Origin of the sequence: Pontivivens nitratireducens (assembly GCF_011290545.1) — a bacterium.
Classification (GTDB): Bacteria; Pseudomonadota; Alphaproteobacteria; order Rhodobacterales; family Rhodobacteraceae; genus Pontivivens; species Pontivivens nitratireducens.
In genome coordinates this window covers 304012-322565 of record NZ_CP049811.1, presented here as the reverse complement: position 1 = coordinate 322565, position 18554 = coordinate 304012, and the positions used below count along the sequence as shown (strand labels likewise).

14 protein-coding genes are annotated in these 18554 nt (G+C 56.8%); 6 read left to right on the top strand and 8 right to left on the bottom strand.

The window, feature by feature from the left end:
- Nucleotides 1-59 precede the first annotated feature (59 nt).
- The 4 genes from G8E03_RS01575 to G8E03_RS01560 form a co-directional block, all read right to left on the bottom strand.
- Complete coding sequence (locus G8E03_RS01575) at nucleotides 60-2303, bottom strand: Z1 domain-containing protein (RefSeq protein ID WP_166187857.1); 2244 nt, start codon at nucleotides 2301-2303, stop codon at nucleotides 60-62.
- Entirely contained in the window at nucleotides 2300-3817 is a 1518-nt protein-coding gene (locus G8E03_RS01570; protein ID WP_166187855.1) for an ATP-binding protein, read from the bottom strand. The genes G8E03_RS01575 and G8E03_RS01570 overlap by 4 nt, the downstream gene beginning before the upstream one ends.
- Nucleotides 3818-3826: 9 nt before the next feature.
- Nucleotides 3827-5119 carry a DNA (cytosine-5-)-methyltransferase gene (gene dcm, locus G8E03_RS01565; protein ID WP_166187853.1) on the bottom strand — a complete coding sequence of 431 codons (1293 nt, stop codon included), beginning with the start codon at nucleotides 5117-5119 and terminating at the stop codon, nucleotides 3827-3829.
- A 386-nt stretch (nucleotides 5120-5505) separates the two neighbouring features.
- A complete protein-coding gene (locus G8E03_RS01560) occupies nucleotides 5506-5928 on the bottom strand; it encodes a helix-turn-helix domain-containing protein (RefSeq protein ID WP_166187851.1) in 423 nt (140 codons plus the stop codon).
- 154 nt (nucleotides 5929-6082) lie between these two features.
- On the opposite strand from G8E03_RS01560, the gene G8E03_RS17375 reads away from it, so the two are divergent.
- From G8E03_RS17375 to G8E03_RS01540, 5 genes are all read left to right on the top strand, one after another.
- Nucleotides 6083-6430 (top strand): hypothetical protein, encoded by a 348-nt coding sequence (locus tag G8E03_RS17375; protein ID WP_240910384.1) that lies wholly within the window; start codon nucleotides 6083-6085, stop codon nucleotides 6428-6430.
- Nucleotides 6431-6462: 32 nt separating this feature from the next.
- The gene (locus G8E03_RS01555; RefSeq protein ID WP_240910383.1) at nucleotides 6463-7389 is read left to right on the top strand and encodes a tyrosine-type recombinase/integrase; all 927 of its coding nucleotides are present in this window, start codon (nucleotides 6463-6465) and stop codon (nucleotides 7387-7389) included.
- 776 nt (nucleotides 7390-8165) lie between these two features.
- The gene (locus tag G8E03_RS01550) at nucleotides 8166-8450 is read left to right on the top strand and encodes a hypothetical protein (RefSeq protein ID WP_205793181.1); all 285 of its coding nucleotides are present in this window, start codon (nucleotides 8166-8168) and stop codon (nucleotides 8448-8450) included.
- A 6-nt stretch (nucleotides 8451-8456) separates the two neighbouring features.
- Entirely contained in the window at nucleotides 8457-8846 is a 390-nt protein-coding gene (locus G8E03_RS01545) for a DUF4268 domain-containing protein (RefSeq protein WP_166187844.1), read from the top strand.
- Nucleotides 8846-11938: a type I restriction endonuclease subunit R gene (locus tag G8E03_RS01540; RefSeq protein ID WP_166193749.1), complete on the top strand. Its 3093-nt coding sequence runs from the start codon at nucleotides 8846-8848 to the stop codon at nucleotides 11936-11938. The genes G8E03_RS01545 and G8E03_RS01540 overlap by 1 nt, the downstream gene beginning before the upstream one ends.
- A 438-nt stretch (nucleotides 11939-12376) precedes the next feature.
- Here the strand turns inward: G8E03_RS01540 and G8E03_RS01535 are convergent, their stop codons facing one another.
- A complete protein-coding gene (locus tag G8E03_RS01535) occupies nucleotides 12377-14614 on the bottom strand; it encodes an adenosylcobalamin-dependent ribonucleoside-diphosphate reductase (protein WP_166187841.1) in 2238 nt (745 codons plus the stop codon).
- Between the two features lie 137 nt (nucleotides 14615-14751).
- Between G8E03_RS01535 and G8E03_RS01530 the strand changes: the two genes are divergently transcribed.
- Nucleotides 14752-15198, top strand: a complete 447-nt coding sequence (locus tag G8E03_RS01530; RefSeq protein WP_166187839.1) for a DUF1489 family protein — start codon at nucleotides 14752-14754, stop codon at nucleotides 15196-15198.
- On the opposite strand, the gene hisG is transcribed toward G8E03_RS01530, so the two are convergent.
- From hisG to hisS, 3 genes are read right to left on the bottom strand one after another with little or no spacing between them, the layout of a single operon-like run.
- Entirely contained in the window at nucleotides 15195-15914 is a 720-nt protein-coding gene (gene hisG, locus G8E03_RS01525; RefSeq protein WP_166187837.1) for an ATP phosphoribosyltransferase, read from the bottom strand. The genes G8E03_RS01530 and hisG overlap by 4 nt on opposite strands.
- Nucleotides 15911-16987 carry an ATP phosphoribosyltransferase regulatory subunit gene (locus G8E03_RS01520; protein WP_166187835.1) on the bottom strand — a complete coding sequence of 359 codons (1077 nt, stop codon included), beginning with the start codon at nucleotides 16985-16987 and terminating at the stop codon, nucleotides 15911-15913. Before G8E03_RS01520 ends, hisG begins: the two co-directional genes overlap by 4 nt.
- A 13-nt stretch (nucleotides 16988-17000) precedes the next feature.
- Complete coding sequence (hisS, locus tag G8E03_RS01515) at nucleotides 17001-18491, bottom strand: histidine--tRNA ligase (protein ID WP_166187834.1); 1491 nt, start codon at nucleotides 18489-18491, stop codon at nucleotides 17001-17003.
- Nucleotides 18492-18554: the final 63 nt, after the last annotated feature.

Sequence of the window (18554 nt, the reverse complement as noted above, 5' to 3'; positions counted from 1 at the left end):
AGTTGCCGATGTCGGACGATCAAGATCGTTCAAAAGTTCCTGCAACCTTTGCGGCGTCATTAGCTTGCACCCGATTGAACTAGAGTTCCGACCGCATATTTAGCAGGAATCCAAAGAGCAAAGGCCGGTATTTGTCGGAATGCGCCATCCTTCGTCTGAAGAACGTGCACCTGGAGAGAAGGTTCATCTCTAACCATGATCTCGCGGTCACCCGGATAAATGGGCATGCCTGTTCGTGGGTTGCGACCTTGATACAATTGCGCGATTTTGCCGGAGGTAATTTTTCGATCCCGAGGATTGCCTTTGCCCATCTGATAGATGCGCGCCGGTCGATCTCCACCATGTTTCTCGGCATATGCGTCAAGCTGCAACATTGCACCGTAGAGTAGGTCGCGCTGATCGCTGTCCGAAACCCGTATATCAGCCAAGAACGCCATGAAATCTGAGAGCTTCAAAGGGTCAGAGATTAAGTGCCGTTGCTCGAGAGTGCGATCGGGATGCCCCTGGTCTTCTTGAAAAGAAAGTTTGGCGGAAATCGTTTCAAGAAGTCGTCTATTTTCGAGCAAATCATCCCCGGAAAGTGCCGGGCGGTCCAGCGTAAGCCACTCTTCGTTTAAGCGTCTTTGTTTTACAGCCCTAGAAAGCACGTTGCGCCGCGTAGCCCGTAACTGCGGATCGAGAAGAAATTCCCGCCTCCAAACCCTAAGTGGTTGGCCGTTCTTAGCAATTGGTTCCAATCGACCTCGAAGGTCCAGTTCGTGGCGCGCATAGTTCTTGAAATCCTCTCGGGTAGCGTCATCAATCCAAATACGAATTCGACCCAAATAACCGCGCTTATACCCGAAAAACCTCGCACGTTGCTGGATGGCGTCTGCAAGACCTTGTCCGCGACTTCTAGCCAAATGTGTTATCGTCAAGCCTTCTACGGTAAAGCCCCGCTCGATAGCTTGGCCTCCAATCAAGATGAAGGAGAAATGCCGTGCCCACGGTACTGGCGGAGCACCTTTATTTAGCTCAAGGATTTCCGTTCGTCTTAGTGCCAGACGCATATGGGGAACTAGATCTTCTAAGGGCGGCAGCTTACTGTCCGTTTGGATCAGATCATCATGGGCCTTCCTAAGAACGCTGTCTAATGCATCTCTTTCTTCAGAAGCTGAGACTTTGGCATCATCCTGCAGTAGTTCGAGCCAATCCGATTTCATGCGTTCAACCCATTCTCGAAGCCTGGCATGGTCGCCCGTCAATCGAGATGGATGGATTAACATTGAGCGGTTTGCACCCGGTTCTTTGGTGAAGCCACTTTCATAGTCGGCCGAAATACCGACCAGAAAGCATGCCAAAGCATCTCTGAGGCTTAGCGGAGGTCCCGCATCAGCATCTAGCGCGTCGTCGACTTCGTTCGCTGGAATCCGTCGAAGATGGTCTTTCTCACGTTCTAGGAACAACTCCCGCCCGCCAACATACGCGTCACCTGGTTCGAGTATCCTCACAAATGATGGAGAAAGTGCATCGCTAATATCAATCAACAGGTTTGCTTGGGGAGTTGCAGTGTATTGTAGAAAGGTATGGCTGCATTTCGCTCCAACTGACGAACGTAGCGAGTCAATGGAAGCAAATGTGGCGGTCGGCTTCGTTGTCTTTTTTGACCCAGCGTTACCGTCAAGACTTGCCTGATCGGCTTCATCATCAATTATTAGAACCGGAGCATTTGGCATTCGGAGTTTGCCAATCAATTTCTCAAGTGACGCCAAATTTCCCGCGTGCTTCATTACTGTTACTACGACAGTTCTACGCTCATCTGGGTCGCATTCCTCATCATCCCACTCGTCTAAAGCGCTTTGGATTGTTTGCGCATCAGCAGAAATTCTTGATTCTTTGGTTGCCGCACTTCCGCCTCCCCGTGGCCCAAGCACGTGCAGCCACGTTCGCTTCTTATCAAGTTGCAGGTCCTTGACCAGTCGGCCCTCAGTCTGACTGAGCAGATAGAGCGAAGTACCTCCGATTAGGATGACCATTGCGTAGCCATTATCTTTGGCAAGCGCTGCGACCGTCGTGAACGAAAGCGTCTTTCCGCTCTGGACATAGCCTATCGCAAGACCTGCATCTGCCCTCTTTGGACCCATTGGGTCAGAGCATCGAGAGAGTATGCCTCGTGACGCCTCTGCAAGCATCCGCCTTGCTTCAGCATCGTCCGGGAATGTCCGCCGAAGTAGCCCTCCGGTTTCTTCACCTTCAATTGGATTCCACATACCGCCGACTGGCAGAGTTGTGTTGATCGTCGCAGTACCTGTTTCACTCTTCATTCACTCATTCCTCTTAGCGCTTTGTTCAGGCCTCTTACCGTTGCGGATGCCCCCACATTAGCATCTGCATTACCAAGTTTTGCCAGCACCTGTCCGATTGCCACAGCCGCCGCAGTCCGAAGCATTGCCTGCCAAGCTCTCTCATCATCATCGACAAAGCGTACATTGAATGGATGATGTGCTGATACTCGTATGACGATTTTCCGAGTACCGTCCTCAAGTTGACTATCAAGAATTCGCAGCCAGTCTTTCTCCGCATCGTCAGTCGTCGGTTGGACGTGAACTTCCCATGCCTGCCCATCTATCCTTGCAGTGAAAACCTCATCCGCTAGTGCAAGAACAACGGCATCTTCTTCCTCAGCTACAGTTTTCAAATGGATGTCATCTGGTTCGGCAGCCGCTGCCATTCCCCGCTCAGCGTCACGAGCCGTTTCCTGAGCCGCTTTCTGAACGACTCTCTCTAGATCAAGCTTCGACTTCCGTGCTCGGAAGTCATCAGCCTGTTTGAGGAGAGGGATAGGGCTTTCAGCAAGGCGATCCTTCAAGAGTTCCAAAAATGCGTCTTGCTCCTCCTCTTCCCATTGAAATCCATCCTTCGTATGTGAGACGTCGAACCCTTCGAGTTCAAGTTCGCCAAACAAGCGTTGACGGCGAAAGCTGTTAGGACTCCCGAAGATCACAGAAGGCTTAAATCCCTCATCCCCACTTCCTTGTATTAGTCGACCGCGGCGGAAAAGCGCAAAGCCAGCTCGACGGGTCCGGGCCGTCGCAAAGAGAGCTGCGAATCCCTTAGCGCTTTTTCCTTCGCCAAAGTCAAAATCGATCTCTTTGCGCCAGTAGATCGGTTCCGCATCCTTGTCCCAGTCCGGAGGCTGTTGAAGGACGATGGGTTCGTCTATTTTAAGAGCTTCACCTTTTACGACAAGATTTAGCCAACCTTCTCGAAGAAACTGTCGGTAGATGTCGGTTAGGTGCTCCTTGATTTTTCCAAGCGTCTTTGTGCGAGGAATGCGAACAACATCTCGGAGCTCAACAACGGTATAGTGAGCGTCTTTTCCTGAGTTCTTCTCTTCAGCAATTAGCTCCTCTGTTGAGCTACTTACGATGCTTGCAACATCAAAGCTGACCGTTCTTTCGACAACTTCTCCAAGCGCTTTAGTGCGCACCGACCACCGGGGTGCGAACCAGCAAGCAGCCGATTTCATACCCATGCCAAACTCAGACAGACCTGATGCATCTTCAGGTGCTTGGGCGGGACGAAAAGCACGCGGAAACTCTACTAGCGGAATGCCAGCGGCGTTGTCAGAAATTCTCATGACCCTGTTGTCGTCTATGTCAATTTTGACCGTGAGGCTGTTTGAACCGACTGCCGCCAGCGCTTCGCGGTTAGCTTGAAAACTCTGCACCGCGTTGTCTACAAATTCGGCAATCGCAAACCACTCTTTGTAGTTTAGGTGTTTGAAAATGCCGAGGACGCTGACTCCCGGATTGATTGGAACCTTTGGACTACTCATTACTATGTCTCAATGTATCGTAGGGTTAGGGCTGTCGTGCCCCAGCAATCGAGAGGCAACTGCTTGAATAACATCGACATTAACTGCATTTCCCAATGCCTTGTATGCTGCCTGACGAGTCTTAGGCATGTGTGCGAATGAGCCCATGCTCTGAAGCCGAGCACACTCCCGAACCGTCATATATCGTTCCTCCCAACCGATAACTGGAACCTGACTAGTGGTTAATGCCACGAGCGAAGGTGCGACTGTTGGACGTTTCACCCGGATTCCGGAAGCTCTAAACTGAATTATGCCTTTGCGAATTTCTCGAGGCCCGTCTTTCCAGTTCCACTCCAGCTTCTGAAAGCTGGGGGCGAAGGGGTGTATGGAAGGTAGCCAGGCATCGAAAGATGCTGGGTCAAAACCATAGAGTTCCCTGTTCTGCGCTATGAATCGCTCCTTCCAACCTGGGAATTTTGACTGGTTAGTCTTCGCGTAAGGTGGCAGGTTTTTCCAATCATCTTCGTAGTGACCATTTAGTAATTCCCCAAAAGAACCCCGAAGCCCTTTCAAGGCATGGGGAGGAAGCGAACTCGGCGTATGGCCTACATAAGGGTAGCTGGCCCCAAACTCTTTGGCCCATATTGGGAAGGAAGGCATCGGCATGTCATCGGGGTAGATGTCGAGAAAACGCTGCCATGCATCGAGATAGGCGATAAAAGTGTCGGGCAGGTATTTTGCATCATTTGGGCGTTCTTCAAGAATTTCACGAATGTCTAACTCATCACGCGAACGGCGTCGGCCTGGCCAAACAAATTCCGACAATGACTCTTTGCCTTGTTTGGCGACAATAATCGCACGCTCACGAACTTGCGGCACACCAAACATATGAGGCGAAAGAAGCGTCGATTTAACATCGTAACCGATTTTGGTAAGTTCCGCCTCCATTCCAGCCCAAGTTCTACCTCCTTCGTGACGTAGTAGGTTAGGGACGTTTTCTAGAATGACATGACCCGGGCGTCGAAACTTAAGAATGCGCAGAACATCGTCAAACAACGTTCCAGAGCCCGGATAATCACGCCCAAGCTGGGCTCCCGCTTTCGAGAATGGCTGACATGGAAAACCTGCACACAACATGTCATGCTTTGGAATTTCATCGACGGGTACTTTTGTGACATCGCCTCTCGGACGTATGCCGTGGTTCAACTCATATAAATCGATAAGTTCGGAATTTAGCTCAGAAGCCAAAACACAATCGTGACCAAGATTTGCAAGCGCGCGATGGAAGCCTCCCAAACCCGCAAAAAGATCAATAAATTTCATCGGTACCTCGAGCTAATTCGCGCAAAGCGCTCTGAAATTTCCGTCCATTTACTCAAACATGGATCAATTGTCGGCTGACAAAGGGTTTAGCCATTTGCCAGTCTTTGCAATCTACGGCTGAAAAAGTGGAGTGTGAAGACTGAACCCGTCAATATCGGAACAAGAATTCCCGCAAGAAACACCAGAGTTATTTGCAGCGTGATCAACCAACCCGCATCAATGGAGTAATCGAAAAGCCGAAATCGCAGAAACCCAACCAGATATAAGACGCAAACAGCAGCATGAATTGTGTAAAGAGGTGCGAGCGGTTCAATTGTTTCGCGGCATGCACGATCTAACGCGGCCTGCCTCAAGTGCCGCCATTGCTTGGATGGTCCGTTCATAATTTACTCCCTTACAAGCTCGATCCAGGTGTGAACGTCGTCGTCGGTCACTTCGCGCCCTTCGACGTGTGACTGATACCAGCGGGCGACGATGGCCCCGCGTTTTTCACTTCTGATCTTGATGGCCTCTTGATTGAGGTGCTGGTCGAGCGAAGTCTCGATCCTCTTGAGTGCGTCGAAGTCATGGGCTGCGCGGACCGCTTTGGTTCCTAACAGTATCCAGGCGGCGTCCACGTCGAACCGATCAGCCATAGCGACCAGAGCTTCAACCGGCAGGCCGCGCTGGCCCTTTTCATAGCTGTGATATGCGCGATGAGAGACCCCAATCGCCTCCGCCATGGCGGTTTGAGTCAGGCCGACCTCATTGCGCGCAATCGCAAGGCGCGCACCCATGGAAGTGAAGACAGACCTAGAATCCTGCGCCATGCAAGGTTTCCTATTGACGAAACCGTCACATCGCGCGAAACTGCACAAAATGACGTATAATTACATTCAATCCCATCTGACCACGTCAGAAGGTGCGGAACAAGCGATTCCATGCGTATAGAAAATTCAACCCGACCGGATAAGGATGACTGAAATGGCAGAGATCGACAAAACAGACAGCTCGCAAATCCTGGGGCTCGGGAAAACACCAGCTCAATGGGTTGAGATCATGGCCGAGCGAGAGATTGAAATTTCCGAGCGCACACTGCGAGAGCGGGCGAATGAGACGGGCGCGTTCTATCGACTTGGGCGGACCATGCTGATCACACCTGCGCAGATCGACACGATTTTTGAAGGAGGTCAGTCATGCCGCTCCAAATCTACAAGAGGGGTCACTTCTACTGGGCCAAGGGTTGGGTCGAATACAACGGCAGGCGCATCGCAGGCCCATACCGGCGAAGCACTAAGGCATCTACAGAAGCAGGTGCGCGGGACTGGATAACGCTTGAGACAGAATTTCAGATACGCCGCCATGTGGTCGGCGACGAAGTCAGCAAGACATTCTCTGATGCGATCTTGCTGTACAACGCATCCAAAGATGATGCCGAAAGGCTCATTCCGATCGTGCAAGAAATTGGCGATATGCCGCTGAATGCCATCTCGGGTGGATTGTTGAAGGGGCTCGGGCCAAAATGGAAACCGATGGCCTCAACTGACACGTGGTGGCGGGAGATCGTCACACCTGCCAGTGCAGTGATCAACAACGCGCACGAGTTGATTGGAACACCTCTGATCCGAGTGAAGCCCTATGACAGGTTTGAACGGATTGCGCAGGATAAGCGCAGAGGGAAGCCAAGCCGCGTCGAGCGCACTCCAGCGGACAGGGAATGGATAGAAGCCTTCTGTCGGGCAGCCGATCCGTACAACGCGGCATTGGTCCGGTTCATGTTCGAGACAGCGGCGCGGATAGATCAGGCCGTATCATTGGAGCCTGACGATCTGAGGCCAACCGAGAACAAAGTCAGGGTGAAGGCCCAGAAAGGGCATCCAGAGAGCTGGATCACAGTTTCGCCTGAGATGATGGACGAGCTGCTAGCATTGCCAGCAAAGCGGCCCAAGAACCGCAAGACCGGCAAGTTCATGAAACCGCGAGTGTTCGGTTATGGCAGCTCGACAGGATACAATACGCGCTGGAAGACGATCTGCAAACGGGCAGGGATCCAGTATCTATCAGCACACCCAGCTGGGCGGCACGGGTTCTTTACTGAATTGGTTGTGCGGCAAGGGGTCGATCCGGTCACTGCGGCCAAGGCTGGGCGCTGGTCCGACCCTAATTTACCTATGCTCATTTATGCCCATGCAGAGACGGATGAGGCCGATGTCAGAGCCCGTTTTCGTACAAACCATGTACAGGAAGACCCTGTACAAACACCCAAGCAACAGAAATCAAAGAAGGAATAGCGCTATGAACGGTTCCCTCCTAAGGGGCAGGTTGCAGGTTCGAATCCTGCCGGGGTCACCAAAAACACCTGTAAAATTGCCAGAGAAACCAGATGTGCGCGCAAAAGAAACCAATAGTGCGCGCAAGGTGGTGCATCAGACAGCACAATTCACAATTATAGATAATTTACTTATATTACAGTAAGTTAAGGGTTTTTGTGCTGTGGAGTAGTACAGGCGAACTAAATAGAAAAGCGACTGATTTGACAGCCGGAGCACTCAGAGGACCTGAGGAAACAAGATTCCGGAAAGGAGACACGCAGCATGTGGTCCCCACGGCGGGGTGGGAAACAATCGATGGTGCTATCGCAGTGTGTTTGAAGCTCAGGCCCAATGCTGCCGTTCACCGGGCTGGCCATCGCTGCGGCGCAGCTTCCCAATCCTGCCATTGGCAGCATAGTTCTTATATGGAGGTCCCATCGGTCAATGGCGGAGCAGCTGGCCATGGACCGAGGGACAATTTGACGGCTATGTTATCTGTGCTGGTTATGGTAATCTGAGTGCGGACCATAATTAGCAGTCTTTTGCCGCATATTTGGGACAAAACGGTCCTTCCAGCCGACAGTGTTACAAGTGGCACATCACGGTTCCAAGAAGAATTGGTTTACCGGTCTTGCATTCATGATCGAACCTGGGCTCAGTATCTTTAGCTCAGATCCCCGGCATCGCTGTTTTGGACATCCGCGTGCAGATGTCTTGCGTGACCTCTGGCCATTTCGACCTGTCCAGTCGTTAAAGTGCATCGCTGCATTAACGCGGCAATTGAGGCAGTAATAGAGGCGACGGGTTCCGGCAATCAGGACGTAAGTGTGTCCGGTGTTGACCTCAATGGAAACACCCTCTCTGGGAACAACGAACAGTTCAGACTTAATGCTGAAATCTTAAACGTGCCCTTGAAAAAGACCGCTTTAGTTGAAAGGCTCGTTGATAAGTTCATGCAGCTTAGAGCTGATGGTGCGATCAATGCGCCCAAGGCTGACTACAACTCAAGTAAAATCAGTAAATTGAAGACGTTGCTGTAAAATGGATTGGCCATCACGCCGTCTAAGGATCACTGGATCAATTCCAGTGTCGGCGTGTCAGGTTGTACCCTTACGCTCATCTTCCTGCGTCACGAAGTCCGCGTGGAATTCCAATTGAACCGTTCTGATCGAGAAGAAAATAAATGGCTCTTCGACCAGCTGGCTGAAGATAAAGGTCGCTACGACAGTGCCGTGGGGGAGCCTTTGGAGTGGCGGCGCATGGACGATAAGAAGGTCAGCATGGTGGTCTGTAAGACGCCAGTCCAAGGCTATAGCAAGGAGAACTGGCCGGAAATGACCGCCTGGCTGGTGGAGCACTACCGGAAGATGGACAAGGCATTCTCCGAACCTGTGCGCGCGCTTGCAAACCGAATGAAGCCAGGGGGCAGCGATTGATGGCCTGGAACTCTGAGTCCGACCTGGAAGATTGGATGATGCAGAAGCTGGCAGGGCTGGGCTATGCCGCTACCTCAGGCGCCGAAATATCTCCCGAAAAGCGGGATCCGGAGCGCCGAAGTTTCCACGACGCCGTGCTGGGGAAGGTTCTGGACAATGCCGTCCGACGGCTCAACCCGGATCTTCCCGACGGTGCGGTTCAGGAGGTCACAGCGCGTGTGACCGATGAGGTGTTTGTAGGTGACCTGATCGCCGAAAACCGTCGCCTCCACGGGCTGATGATCCGAGGGGTTCCGATCACCTATTTTAGCCAGGGCGAGGAGCGGAACGACCGCGCTCGCTTGGTGGATTGGGACGACATTGAAAATGCGTGGCATGCTTTCAATCAGGTCGACATGGTCGGCCGGAACCCCAGAATCCCGGACCTCGTCCTTTACCTGAATGGCCTGCCGCTGGTGTTGGTGGAATTGAAGGGAACTGAGGGCGCGGATATCGAGGCGGCCTTCAATCAGATCGAAACCTACAAAAGCGATATCCCGAACCTGTTCCGGACTTCGCTCATATCAGTCATCTCGGACGGGCTGAATGCCCGCTATGGCACATTGTCTGCGGGCCTCGATCGCTACATGCAGTGGAGGACCATTGATGGCGAGAAAATCCTCTCCGAGCGTGAGGGGCTTGCGCTCAATACTCTTACGGAAGGACTGCTGAACCGGGCGGTTTTGCTGGATTTGCTGCGGTGGTTCGTTGTCTTCGAGGATGATGGAAAGGGCCCGGTTAAGAAGGCAGCCGGGTATCATCAATTCCATGCCGTCAGGAAGGCGATGACGTCAATCCTCAGCGCGCGTGGCGATGATGGCAAGGGCGGTGTTATCTGGCACACTCAGGGATCCGGCAAATCCCTCCTGATGACCTTCCTTGCGGGCAGGGCGATGCATCTCAAGGAACTTGAGAACCCTACTGTTCTCGTGCTCACGGATCGCAACGACCTCGACAATCAGCTTTTCACGACATTCGGTCGCTGCCGGGATCTTCTTGGTGAAGACCCAGTACAGGCGGATAGCATCGGCGATCTCAAGACGCTGCTCAATCGCCAAGTTGGAGGGATTGTCTTCTCCACGGTTCAGAAATTTCGCCCTGAGCGAGGCGAGGGTTTCCCGCAGCTGACCGATAGATCCAATGTCATCGTGATGGTCGATGAGGCGCACAGGACACAATACGGCTTCGATGCCAAGATGGACCAAGCGACCGGAGATGTGCGTCATGGGCTCGCGCATCACCTCCGCTCAGGGTTGCCGAACGCGGTCTATGTTGCGTTCACCGGGACACCGGTAGACCTCGTTGGGGCCAATACGCGTTCCGTTTTCGGGGATTACATCGATGTCTATGACATCGCCCAGGCAGTCGAAGATGGCGCGACCGTGCCGATCTACTACGAGGGGCGCGTCGCACGGGTAGAAGTCGCCGAGGACGTACGCGAAGTCCTGGATGAGGAGTTTGACGAGGCAACTGAGGCTCTCGAGGATGATGAGGCGACTGCGACCGCGAAAAAATGGTCTCAGATTGAAAAACTCGTCGGCGCGGGACCGCGTCTCAATGCCGTCGTTGCCGATATTCTCGTGCATTTCGGTGCCCGGCTCGAAGCGATTGATGGAAAAGCCATGATCGTGTGCATGAGCCGCCGAATTTGCGTCGATGTCTACGACCGGATCATTGCTGCGCGCCCCGATTGGCACTCTGACACGGACGAAACTGGTGCGGTGAAGGTCGTGATGACCGGTAACGCTACAGACCCACAAGCTTTCCAGAGGCACATCCGGAGCAAGACGAAGCTTGAGGCCCTGAGGAAGCGCTATAAGGACACCTCTGACCCATTACATCTCGTCATCGTCAGGGACATGTGGCTGACCGGGTTTGATGCGCCGTGCATGCATACACTGTATGTCGATAAGCCTATGAAGGGTCATGGCCTGATGCAGGCAATTGCACGCGTTAATCGGGTCTTCGCCGGGAAACCGGCAGGTCCGGTTGTCGACTACATCGGTCTTGCCGCGGATCTGAAGAAAGCATTGGCGCATTATTCCCAGGGGGATCAGGCTCAAACCGGTGTTGATGAACGTGAAGCCGTAGCCGCATTCCTGAGTGCCCTCGAAGTCGCTCGAGGACTTTTCCACAGGTTCGATTATTCGCGTGTTCTTGGGGGATCGGCCGCAGATCGGATAGAGATCCTGCCTGCTGCGGCAGATCACGTTCTTCGAAAGGCGCGCGAGGAAAACAGCAGTTCCGATAAGGATTTCGGAAAGCGGTTCCATGATGTTGTTGCGGCACTCGCCAAGGCCTTCAAGCTTGCGGCCGGCTCCCCTGAGACATCGGTCGCTGCCGAAGAGGTCGCCTTCTTCCTTGCGGTCCGGGCGCCCCTGCAGAAGTTGGATGTGAAGGGAGGACGCGGGAGAAACTCCTCGCCGGACTTCGCCATCGAACAGCTACTGAATCGGGCTGTAGCCTCGACTGAGGTCGTCGATATCCTGGAGGCCTGTGGGTTCGACCGGCCGGATATCAGCGTCCTATCGGAAGAATTCTTGCATGAAATTCAGAGCATGCAGCACAAGAATCTTGCTGTTGAAGCTTTGAAGAAGCTCCTGAATGGCGAGATTAAAGCACGCACCCGGGGCAACGTCGTGCAGAATCAGAAATTCTCTGAACGCCTTACGAATGCGATCGCGCGGTATCATAACCGCAGCATTGACGCTCTGCAGGTAATCCAGGAGTTGATCGGCATGGCGAAAGATCTCAGCGCTGAGCCACAAGACGACATGTCCGAGGCAGAGCGCAGTTTCTATGATGCCCTTGCCCAGAATGAGAGCGCCGTTGAAGTCATGGATAACGAGCAGCTGAAGGTCATCGCCGCCGAGTTGGTCAAATCCCTTCGCGAGAATTCTGGCGTTGATTGGTGGCAGCGCGATGACGTCCGAGCCAAGATGCGTGTTGCCGTGAAGAGGATTCTACGGCGCTATGGATACCCACCCGATCTGCAGGCAGATGCAGTAAAGCTTGTTCTCAAGCAGGCTGAGGCGATGGCCCGGGTGATGTGACGAGGTCACCGCAGAACTCGTGATGGATGCTCCCGCCATGCAAAATCGAAATCCCGCACATTGAAAGGGAATTTTTCTGAGGCTTTACCGCCGCCAACAGGTCGCCAGATGATACCGACCGCTCCTTTCCAAGGGTTTTAGATAGTGACCTGCCACTGAACTTTCATCCAGCCGCGACCGGAGCCCAGTCTGTGTTCTCGCCGATTGGCGCAGGGTGAGCAATCGCCCGAGGCGCGGAGTTGGCATCCCGCGCAGCGGTGCGGGCAATTAGGGTTGTTTAGAGGAACAGTTCACAACCATTTCGGCAACCCATTGAAAGAAATGAGAAAACACCGCAAGCAAGGCTCGCAGTGGCCATTTGATCTGTGTCGAGAGGACAAAAAACCCTCATAATGGTCATGTTATGCTATGCTAAACACAACTGAACTTAGCGTTTCATTAAGAGCATTTCGAATAGCCGCAGTTTCCGCAGGTCAGGCATCCTTCCTGCATCCGCATCTCGAACGCGCCGCAATTGGGGCAGGCGGGGCCGGGGGTGGCGGAGTTTATGCGGGCTGTCACTGGATCGATGCTGAGCCCGGCACCTTCGGCGGTGAGAAAACCGATGGAGATCATGTGCTTTTCGATCACGCCTCCGATCGCGGCGAGGATCGAGGGCACGTATTTGCCTTGCATCCACGCACCGCCGCGCGGGTCGAAAACGGCCTTTAGCTCCTCCACCACGAAGCTGACATCGCCGCCGCGGCGGAACACGGCGGAGATCATGCGGGTCAGCGCGACGGTCCAGGCGAAATGCTCCATGTTCTTGGAGTTGATGAAGATTTCGAGAGGGCGGCGTACCCCGTCCACGATCACGTCGTTGAGCGTGATGTAGATCGCATGTTCCGAGTTCGGCCACTTTATCTTGTAGGTCATGCCGTCCACGGCATCGGGTCGGTCGATCGGCGTTTCGAATTTCGGGGTTTCCACGGGCGGTGACGTGGCCTCGGCCAGGCTCAGCACGCTCCCCGTGACGTCATTCGGACGATAAGTCGTGCAGCCCTTGCAGCCGGTGCCCCATGCTTCGAGGTAGACATCCTTGAACGCGTCGAAGTCGATGTCGGCGGGGCAGTTGATGGTCTTGCTGATCGAACTGTCGATCCATTTTTGCGCGGCCGCCTGCATGCGGACATGTTCGATCGGGTCGAGGGTCTGGGCGTTGACGAAATGCTCGGGCAGCGGGCCGTCGCCATGCAGGTCGCGGTAAAGCTGCACGGCGTAGTCCACGACCTCCTCCTCCGTTTTGGTGCGGTCCTTTTGCAGAACCTTGCGGGTGTAGGAATAGGCGAAGACCGGCTCGATCCCGCTCGATACATTGCCCGCGAAGAGGGAGATCGTGCCGGTGGGCGCGATCGAGGTCAGCAGGGCGTTGCGGATGCCGTGCTTGCTGACGGCGCGCCTGACATCGGCGTCCATCTCCATCATGGTTTCGGAGGCGAGGAAGGCCTCCGGATCGAACAGGGGAAAGGCGCCCTTCTCCTGCGCCAGATGCGCGGAGGCCAGATAGGCCGCGCGCGCGATCCGGTGCAGCCACTGCTCGGTCCGCCGCGCGGCTTCCTTCGATCCATACCGCTCCCCCACCATCAGCAGGGCATCGGCCAGACCGGTGACGCCGAGGCCGATCCGGCGCTTGGCCTGTGCCTCCTGCTGCTGCTCGGGCAGGGGGAAACGGGATGTATCCACCACATTGTCCATCATCCGGACCGCCAGCCCCACCAGATCGCTCAGCGTGTCATCGTCCAGCGTCGCCTGATCGGTGAAAGGGTCGCTGACCAGACGGGCGAGGTTGATCGAGCCGAGCAGGCACGCGCCATAGGGGGGCAGGGGCTGTTCACCGCAGGGGTTGGTGGCCGAGATCTCCTCGGCGTAGTACAGGTTGTTGCGCCGGTTGATCCGGTCGATGAAGATCACGCCGGGTTCCGCGTAATCATAGGTGGACCGCATGATCAGATCCCACAGATCGCGGGCATTGACGGTGCGATAGACTGTGCCGCCGAAGGTCAGGTCCCAGGTCTGCCCGGTCTCCACCGCCTCCATGAACGCATCGGTGATGAGGACGGACAGGTTGAAGTTGCGCAACCGCATCGGGTCCTGCTTGGCGGTGATGAAATCCTCGATATCGGGATGATCGCAGCGCAGGGTCGCCATCATCGCGCCGCGCCGGGCGCCCGCGCTCATGATCGTGCGGCACATGGAATCCCAGACATCCATGAAGCTGAGCGGGCCTGAGGCGTCGGCCCCGACACCCGCGACCGGCGCGCCCCTGGGGCGGATCGTCGAGAAGTCGTAACCGATCCCGCCGCCCTGCTGCATGGTCAGCGCTGCCTCGCGCAGCGCCTCGAAAATACCGCTGAGCGAATCCGGGATCGTTCCCATGACGAAGCAGTTGAACAGGGTCACGCTGCGCTGCGTTCCCGCGCCCGCCACGATGCGCCCGGCAGGCAGGAACCTGAAATCGCTGAGCGCGGTGTAGAACTGTTCCTCCCAATGGGCGGGGTCATCCTCATCCTGCGCCAGGGCGCGGGCGATGCGACGCCATGTATCCGCGACCGTCTCGTCCCCGCTGCCTTCGGGCGGTTGAAAACGGTACTTCATCTCCCAAATCTGCTGCGCGATAGGGGCTGCGAAATCGGACATGGTACGGCCTGCAATCTGTTCGTGGGGGGCGGGTTGAGTATGAAGTGCGTTGAACACGTGTCAACCGGTGGCAATCCGTCCCATTATGCGGCATCGGATAATTGCCTATCACAATGCGAAACCTGAGAGGACCCGACATGCCCACCGAACCGGTCAACCTGATCAAGCTGTGCGTGGGCGCCGAGGGGATCGACGACCTGCTTGACTGGCAGAAACGTCTGCGCGCGATCCGCACCGCAAGGGGGGAGCCGCCGGAGCATCGCCACATCACCCGCATGTGGCCCAAGCGCGAGGCGGAGCTGTTGGCGGGCGGTTCGCTCTACTGGGTGTTCAAGGGTGTGGTTCTGGCCCGGCAGAGGGTCCTGCGCCTGGAGGAAGTGATCGGTGAGGATGGCATCCGCCGCTGCGGTATCGTGCTGCACGATGACGTTATCAAGACGGAAGCCGTGCCGCGCCGCCCCTTTCAGGGCTGGCGCTACCTTTCCATGACCGACGCGCCGGCGGATTTGAGCGCCGACAGGCTGAATGAAACGGCACTGCCACCCGAACTGGCCAGCGCCCTCGCCGCACTGGGCGTGCGTTAGAGATCGGGACCGAGGTCCGGCGACAGGTTCAGACGTTCACATAACGTAGCGAAGGTTTCGCGGTTCGCCTGCGACCAGTGCGCGTTTCTGGCGGCGAACAGGGTCGCCTGCGATTTCAGAATCTCACCATCGGTCAGTATGCGCAGGTGGTTCGCGGTCAGGGTCGCACCGCTCGACGTGATGTCGGCGATGGCCTCGGCTGTCTGGTTTTTGATCGTGCCCTCGGTGGCACCTTGCGAATCCACGATCTCGAAATCCGCGACGCCGTGCTGGCTCAGAAAACCACGCACGAGGTTGTGGTACTTCGTAGCAATCCGCAGGCGATGGCCGTGATTGGCGTGAAACTGTGCTGCGGCATCGTCCAGATCGCGCAGGGTCGTCACGTCGGCCCAGCTTGTCGGAACGGCGATGATCAGATCGGCAAAGCCGAAGCCCATATGCGTGACCTTGGGCGTGATCGCGGCCCAGTCGGCCAGTTTTTCCTGAATCAGATCCTCACCCGTAACCCCGAGGTGAATGCGCCCGGCGGCGAGCTCTCTGGGGATCTCACTGGCGGAAAGCAGCACCAGCTCGATTCCGTCGAGGCCGGTGACCCGCCCGGCATATTCCCGGTCCGACCCGGTGCGCGCAACGGTCACGTCCGCCTTGGCGAACCAGTCGATCGCGTCCTGTTGCAGGCGCCCCTTGGACGGCAGGCCGAGTTTCAGCGCGCTCATGGGGCCACCTCATCCAGAGCAGAGAGCAGGATTTGCGGGCGGATCATACCGCCGATGGCAGGCCAGTCGGCATCACTGACTTTCTGCGCCAGCCGATCATAGCGCCCCCCGGCGGCGACGATCTGATCCGCATGGGTCATCTCGAACACGAAACCGTCGTAATATTCATGCCGCCGTCCGAAATCCGCACGGAACGGCAGGGTCGCCGTCTCCGGCCCCAGGCGGTGACGCAGCTCCCGCAGACGATCCTCAAACCGGGTAAGGACATCGTCCAGCCGCGTGCCCATCACGGCGCGCACTCTCTCGGGAACCTCACCGATGGGACAAGCGATGTCGAGATAGGCCAGCAAGGTGTTCGCTGCCTCCTCGGACAAGGTGTCAGTGGCGCGGGCGCTCAGCATTTCCGCGACTTCGGCAGGGGTGCGCTTGCCCTGGATGACGTGACGGTCGCGCAACTGCGCCTCGATGTCAGGGCCGGTCAGATCGGCGGGCAGCGGGACCGGCGATTGCATCCGCTCGATTTGCGCGCGCAACTGTTCGGGCCGCCAGAACAGGCCGCGCAAGCGGGTGCGGATACGTTCGGATATGTCGAGCGTATCGAGCGCCGCATGGAACAGACCCACATCGCCGGTCATCACCGGCACGTCGGACAGGCCGGATCGGTGCAGGGCGGACAGGATGTTGGCGAAGATGCGCACGTCCGCCGCCTCCCGCCGCAGGGATCCGAAATACTCGATCCCCAACTGCATGTACTCCGTCGGGCGGTCGTCACCGGGGCCGCTGCGGCGGAACACCGGGCCGCTATAGCAATAGCGCGGCGTGCCGGCATCGCGGCCCCGCTCCGCGTGCAGCAGGTAGACGGGCACCGTGAAATCGGAGCGCAGGGCCAGACCGTTGCCCATCAGATAGGTCAGGTCCAGCAAGGTCTGCCCGCCCAGGCCGACATGCGCGGCGTCATGCAGCATCGGTGGGTCGATCCGCTCGTATCCGGCCTGTTCGAACCCGGCGAGCAGGGTTTCGGAAAGGTCCACAAGCCTGCGATATTCGCTGCCGCGACGGGCCAGGGCGCTCATGCCGACGGGCCCGTCATTTCGCCCGTGCGAGCAATTCGCGCACTTCGCTGACCAGATCGGCGCGGCTGACTTCGAACTGCGCGGCGTTCTGTTTCCATTCCTCGTTCGAGGTGATCTCCTTGGCGAGGCGGGCACCCAGCGCCAGATCCTTGATCTGCACGATGCCGTTTTCCTTCTCCTGCGCGCCTTCGATAATCGCGACGGGTGAGTTGCGGGTATCGGCGTATTTGAGCTGGTTGCCGAAATTTTTCGGATTGCCCAGATAGACCTCCGCCCGGATGCCGGCATTGCGCAGTTCCGCCACCATGGACTGGTAATCGGCCATGCGGTCGCGGTCCATCACGGTGACGATGACCGGGCCTGCAACCTCATCCGCGCGGGTCAGTCGGTTGTCGAGTGCAGCCAGCAGCCGGTCCACCCCGATGGAGACGCCGGTGGCCGGAACCTCCTGCCCGGTGAAACGCTTGACCAGATCGTCATAGCGCCCCCCCCCGGCGACGGAGCCGAACTGACGCGGACGGCCCTTTTCGTCGAGCACCTCGAAGGTCAGCTCCGCCTCGTAAACCGGGCCGGTATAGTAGCCCAGACCACGCACGACGGACGGGTCGATCAGGGCGCGATCAGGGCCGTAGCCCTGCGCCTCGACCATCTCGGCAATGCGCTCCAGCTCCTGCACGCCCTGCAACCCGATGGTCGAGCTGCCGACCAGTTCACCGAGGCGGGCGCAGGTCGCGGCGTTGCTGTCGCGCAATGCGCCGACGAAGCCCATGACGATGTCGGTTTGCTCGGCGCCCAGACCGGCGCCCTTGGTATAATCGCCGGACGCATCCTTACGCCCCTCGCCCAGCAGGGCGCGCACGCCGTCCTGTCCCAGGCGGTCCAGCTTATCTATGGCGCGCAGGACGATGCCGCGCTCGACCTCCTTGTCCTCACCTGACAGGCCGGCAACCTCCATCACGCCGTTGAGAACCTTGCGGTTGTTCACCCGGACGATGTAGTCGCCGCGCTGGATTCCGACCCCTTCGAGGACATCAGCCAGCATGGCGCAAATCTCCGCATCGGCGGCGACGGTGGGGGTGCCGACGGTATCGGCGTCACATTGATAGAACTGGCGGAACCGGCCCGGTCCCGGCTTCTCGTTCCGCCAAACCGGCCCGACGGCGTAGCGCCGGTACGGCGTTGGCAGATCGTTGCGATGCTGGGCATAGACGCGCGCAAGCGGCGCGGTCAGGTCATAGCGCAGGGCCATCCAGCTTTCGTCATCGTCCTGCCAGGCAAAGACACCTTCGTTCGGACGGTCCACATCGGGCAGGAACTTGCCCAGAGCCTCGACCGTCTCCACCGCCGAGGATTCCAGCGGATCGAAGCCGTATTGGTGATAGATGCCGGTGATGGTGCGCAGCATCTCCTGCCGGTGAATGACCTCGGGGCCGAAATAATCGCGAAATCCGCGCGGCGGGGCGGCCTTGGGGCGCTGGGGTTTCTTCTGCTTGGTCTTGGCCATCAATCAGTCCTCGAACCCGAAATGGGGATTGCGGCGGGTTTAGCGGATGGTCCCGAAGGGGGC

What these genes read in the sequence shown, in the direction of transcription:
- G8E03_RS01575 (WP_166187857.1), bottom strand. Translation starts at nt 2,303, where the DNA reads ATGAAGAGTGAAACAGGTACTGCGACGATCAACACAACTCTGCCAGTC.
- G8E03_RS01570 (WP_166187855.1), bottom strand. Translation starts at nt 3,817, where the DNA reads ATGAGTAGTCCAAAGGTTCCAATCAATCCGGGAGTCAGCGTCCTCGGC.
- dcm (WP_166187853.1), bottom strand. Translation starts at nt 5,119, where the DNA reads ATGAAATTTATTGATCTTTTTGCGGGTTTGGGAGGCTTCCATCGCGCG.
- G8E03_RS01560 (WP_166187851.1), bottom strand. Translation starts at nt 5,928, where the DNA reads ATGGCGCAGGATTCTAGGTCTGTCTTCACTTCCATGGGTGCGCGCCTT.
- G8E03_RS17375 (WP_240910384.1), top strand. Translation starts at nt 6,083, where the DNA reads ATGGCAGAGATCGACAAAACAGACAGCTCGCAAATCCTGGGGCTCGGG.
- G8E03_RS01540 (WP_166193749.1), top strand. Translation starts at nt 8,846, where the DNA reads ATGGCCTGGAACTCTGAGTCCGACCTGGAAGATTGGATGATGCAGAAG.
- G8E03_RS01535 (WP_166187841.1), bottom strand. Translation starts at nt 14,614, where the DNA reads ATGTCCGATTTCGCAGCCCCTATCGCGCAGCAGATTTGGGAGATGAAG.
- G8E03_RS01530 (WP_166187839.1), top strand. Translation starts at nt 14,752, where the DNA reads ATGCCCACCGAACCGGTCAACCTGATCAAGCTGTGCGTGGGCGCCGAG.
- hisG (WP_166187837.1), bottom strand. Translation starts at nt 15,914, where the DNA reads ATGAGCGCGCTGAAACTCGGCCTGCCGTCCAAGGGGCGCCTGCAACAG.
- G8E03_RS01520 (WP_166187835.1), bottom strand. Translation starts at nt 16,987, where the DNA reads ATGAGCGCCCTGGCCCGTCGCGGCAGCGAATATCGCAGGCTTGTGGAC.
- hisS (WP_166187834.1), bottom strand. Translation starts at nt 18,491, where the DNA reads ATGGCCAAGACCAAGCAGAAGAAACCCCAGCGCCCCAAGGCCGCCCCG.